Raw genomic sequence first — 2987 nt, 5'->3', positions numbered from 1 at the left:
CCCGAACCCGCCGCTCCCGAACCCGCCGCCCCGGGCCCGGCCGCCGACGGCCTCAGCGCGGAGCTGCGCCGCACCCTGCGCGCCTGGCAGCCGCCCGGCGCGGTCTTCGCCGAGGTCACCGCCGGCTCCGCGACCACCAACCTCAACCTGCACGGGCGCCTCACCGACTACGAGATCGTCTGCCCGGGCGAGCGCAGTACCGGGTCCGCCGGAGCGCGGATCGACCTGGACGACCTGTACGCCGAGCACGACGAGGCCACCGACCGGCTGGTGCTGCGCTCGCGCCGGCTCGGCCGCGAGGTCGTGCCGCTCTACCTCGGCTACCTGGTGCCCATGGTGCTGCCCGAAGTGCCGCGCACGCTGCTGCTCTTCTCGCCCACCTCCCGCGCCCGGCCCGACCTGTGGCGCGGTGTTCCGGAGGGCCCGGCGGTCGACGGAGTCACCGCCCGGCCCCGGGTGCGCTATCGCGGTCTCGTCCTGCACCGGCGCGCCTGGACCGCGGCGCCGGGTGCGCTGCCGGTGCGCGAGCCGGGTGCGGGCGAAGCCGCGTACTACCTCGCGTGGCAGCGCTGGCGGCGCCGACACGGCCTGCCGGCAAGGGTGTTCGCGACGGTGCGGGAGGAACTCCCCGACGGCGGTGGGCCCGTAGCGGCCTTCGGCGCCGGCGCCAAACCCGGTTACGTGGACTTCGACAGCCCGCTGTCCCTGATCGCCCTCGAAGCACTCACCGGCGGCGGGCGGGCCGGCACGGTCTTCGAGGAGATGCTGCCCGGGGCGGACGAACTGCACGTCCGTTCCGCACGCGGCCGCCATGTCGCCGAACTGGCCGTGGAGATCGTCCCTCGTACGGCGGCGACCACAGCGGCACCGGCAACGCCACCGGCACCGGCAGCCGCACCCGACCCGCACGGAAGGCAGGGCACGCGCGTATGACGACGATCCCGCACGGCGGCAGCACCGACCCCGGCCCCGGCACTCCCGCGGAAGCCGGACCCGCCGGCCCACGCGGGGACTGGCAGGCGTACCACGTCTTCTACGCCGCCAGCACCCGCCCCTTCCTGCTCCAGTGCGCCCGGCCGCTGGTCGCCGAACTCACCCGCGACGGCCTGCTGTCGGGCTGGTTCTTCATCAACTACTGGCTGGAGGGACCGCACATCCGGCTGCGGCTGCGCCCCTCCTCGCCGCAGGCCGGGCCCGAGGTCGCCGCCCGCGCCGCCGCGGCCGTCGAGGACTTCCTCAAGCGGCGGCCCGCCCTGTACGAGGTCAAGGACGGCTTCCTCGCCGAGCTGTACAACACCCTCTTCGAGCTGGAGTACCCCGGCGGCGAACGGGACCGCTTCACCGACGCGGCCGGCCGGATGCGGCTGCGCCCCAACAACTCCTTCGCCGCCGAGCCCTACGAGCCCGAGTACGGGAAGTACGGCGGCCCGGCCGGGGTCGAACTGGCCGAGTGGCACTTCGAGCGCTCCAGCGAGCTGGTGGTCGACGCGGCGGCCACCATGAACCTGCACGTGCGGACCGTACTGCTGGGCACGGCCGCGCAGTTGATGATGACCATGGCCGGCTGCCTGCTGCCCGGCGAGACCGCACTGCTCACCTTCCTCGACCGCTACCACGAGTTCTGGAACTCCGCCTTCACCGGCACCAACTTCACCGCCCGCGACGGCTACGACCGGGCCTACCAGGCGATGGGTACCACGCTGCCCCGCCGCTTCCAGGAGATCCGGCAGGCCACCGCGCGGCCCGCGCTCGGCCGACTGCCCGGCTTCCTTCGCGGCTGGGCCGAGCACGGCCTCGAACTGCGCGAGCGCGTCTCGGCGTTGGCCCGCTCCGGCGACCTGGTCTTCCGCTCCTGGGACGGCAGCCGGGACCTGCCGGTGGACGACCCCGAGCAGGCCCTGCCGATGCTCGCCTCGCCCTACCTGCACATGACGAACAACCGGCTGTCGGTCAGCGTCCGCGACGAGGCGTACCTCTCCTACGTGCTCGGCCGCGCGCTTCGCGAGCCCCGCCCCGCGGTGGCCCCGTGACGACCGTCGGCGGCTTCCTCGAGATGCGGCCCGCCGTGCGCGCCGAGGTGACGGTCGGGCCGGCCCTCACCCGCGGCCCCAAGGTGGTCCACCTCGTCAAGGACCCGCTGACCGGGGCACGGTTCGAGATCGGCGGGAAGGAACGGTTCCTGATCGTCCGGCTGGACGGTTCGCGGTCGCTCACCGAGATCGGGGCGGAGTACGCCGCCGCGTTCGGCACGCGGTTGGGCGAGGCGCAGTGGACGCAGATCCTGCGGATGCTGTCGGTCCGGGGCCTGTTGGCCGCCGCCCGGCCGCCGCAACGCCCGGCGGGCCCGGCGGCAGAACCGGCGGCGGCGTCCGACACCGTTCCACGTCAGGGGAGTTGGCTCGGCGGCCGGACGCGGCTGGTGGCGGACGCCGGAGCGACGATGGACCGGCTGCACCGGGCGACGGAGTTCGCGCGCCGGCCGGCGGTGCTGGGCCCGCTGCTCGCGCTGTGCGCGGCGCTGCTGGTCGCGGAGGGCGTTCGCTACGGTCAACTGGCCGACCAGACCGGGCGTTTGTTCCGGCAACCGGTGGCGCTGGCGGCCGTCGGCTGTGTGCTGTGGCTGAGCCTCGCACTGCACGAACTGGCGCACGGGCTGGTGGCCCGGGCGTACGGGCTGAAGGTGGCCGAGATCGGCCTGCGGCGCCGCGCGGGCTTCATGACGTACCTGTACTGCGAGATCGAGGACGTGCAGTTCCTCGGCAGGCGCGGGCCGCAGGTCGCCGTGGCGATGGCCGGGGTGGTGGCGAACCTGCTGTTCCTGCTGCCGTTCTGGGTGGTCTGGGCGCTGCTGCCGGGCGACGCCCAGGCGGTGCCCTTCTTCGGCGGACTGCTGCTGCTCGGTACCGCCATGGGACTGCTCAACCTCGTGCCGCTGCCGCCGCTGGACGGCTACAAGGCGCTCGGCTACGCGCTGGGCACCCTGCGGC

The 2987-nt window shown here is 74.2% G+C and carries 3 protein-coding genes; all 3 read left to right on the top strand.

Features of this window, described 5'->3' with window-relative positions; genetic code table 11:
• On the top strand, nt 1-933 hold a 933-nt coding region (locus tag AC13HU_RS34975), incomplete at its 5' end, for a lantibiotic dehydratase (RefSeq protein WP_483046023.1).
• Complete coding sequence (locus tag AC13HU_RS34970; RefSeq protein ID WP_483046022.1) at nt 930-2030, top strand: lantibiotic dehydratase C-terminal domain-containing protein; 1101 nt, start codon at nt 930-932, stop codon at nt 2028-2030. The genes AC13HU_RS34975 and AC13HU_RS34970, both read left to right, overlap by 4 nt.
• On the top strand, nt 2027-2987 hold a 961-nt coding region (locus AC13HU_RS34965), incomplete at its 3' end, for a peptidase M50 (protein ID WP_483046021.1). The genes AC13HU_RS34970 and AC13HU_RS34965, both read left to right, overlap by 4 nt.

The sequence above is a fragment of the Streptomyces sp. NH27 genome (assembly GCF_056859195.1).
Note: the sequence above shows the minus strand (reverse complement) of the source record. Positions and strands in the feature narration are given on the sequence as shown.

What these genes read in the sequence shown, in the direction of transcription:
- AC13HU_RS34970 (WP_483046022.1), top strand. Translation starts at nt 930, where the DNA reads ATGACGACGATCCCGCACGGCGGCAGCACCGACCCCGGCCCCGGCACT.